The following is a 500-nucleotide window of genomic DNA, read 5'->3' on the forward strand; positions in this document are numbered from 1 at the left end:
GGCGTGGTGACCGGCGTGCTGATGGAGTTTCAGTTCGGCACCAACTGGGGTGCGCTCGCTAACCGCGCCGGCGCGGTCATGGGGCCGATGATGTACATGGAGGTGCTGGTCGCCTTTTTCCTTGAGGCCGGGTTTATGGGGGTGGTGCTCTTCGGCATGGGCAAGGTGCGCCCGTGGGTGCACTTTTTCGCGACCTGTATGGTGGCCATCGGGTCGATTTTTAGCGCCTTCTGGATCCTCTCCGCCAACTCCTGGATGCAGACGCCTGCGGGTTTTATCACCGGGGCGGATGGCCGATTTCAGCCCGTCGACTGGTGGGCGGTGATCTTTAACCCCTCTTTCCCCTGGCGTTTTGTCCACATGACGCTGGCGGCAATGCTTGCCACCGCCTGTCTTATCGCCGCCGCCGGGGCCTGGCACCTGCTAAAACGTCCGGATAACCGTGGCGCACGGCTGATGTTCTCCTGGGGCCTGTGGCTGCTGCTGTTCGTCACCCCGAT

Annotated in this window: 1 protein-coding gene; it reads left to right on the forward strand. The window is 62.6% G+C overall.

The window, feature by feature from the left end; translation table 11 throughout:
* Positions 1–500: cytochrome ubiquinol oxidase subunit I (locus FN633_RS04395; protein WP_154058822.1), on the forward strand; the 500-nt coding region annotated here is incomplete at both ends.

The sequence above is a fragment of the Pseudescherichia vulneris genome, from assembly GCF_902164725.1.
In the GTDB taxonomy this organism is placed as follows: Bacteria; Pseudomonadota; Gammaproteobacteria; order Enterobacterales; family Enterobacteriaceae; genus Pseudescherichia; species Pseudescherichia vulneris.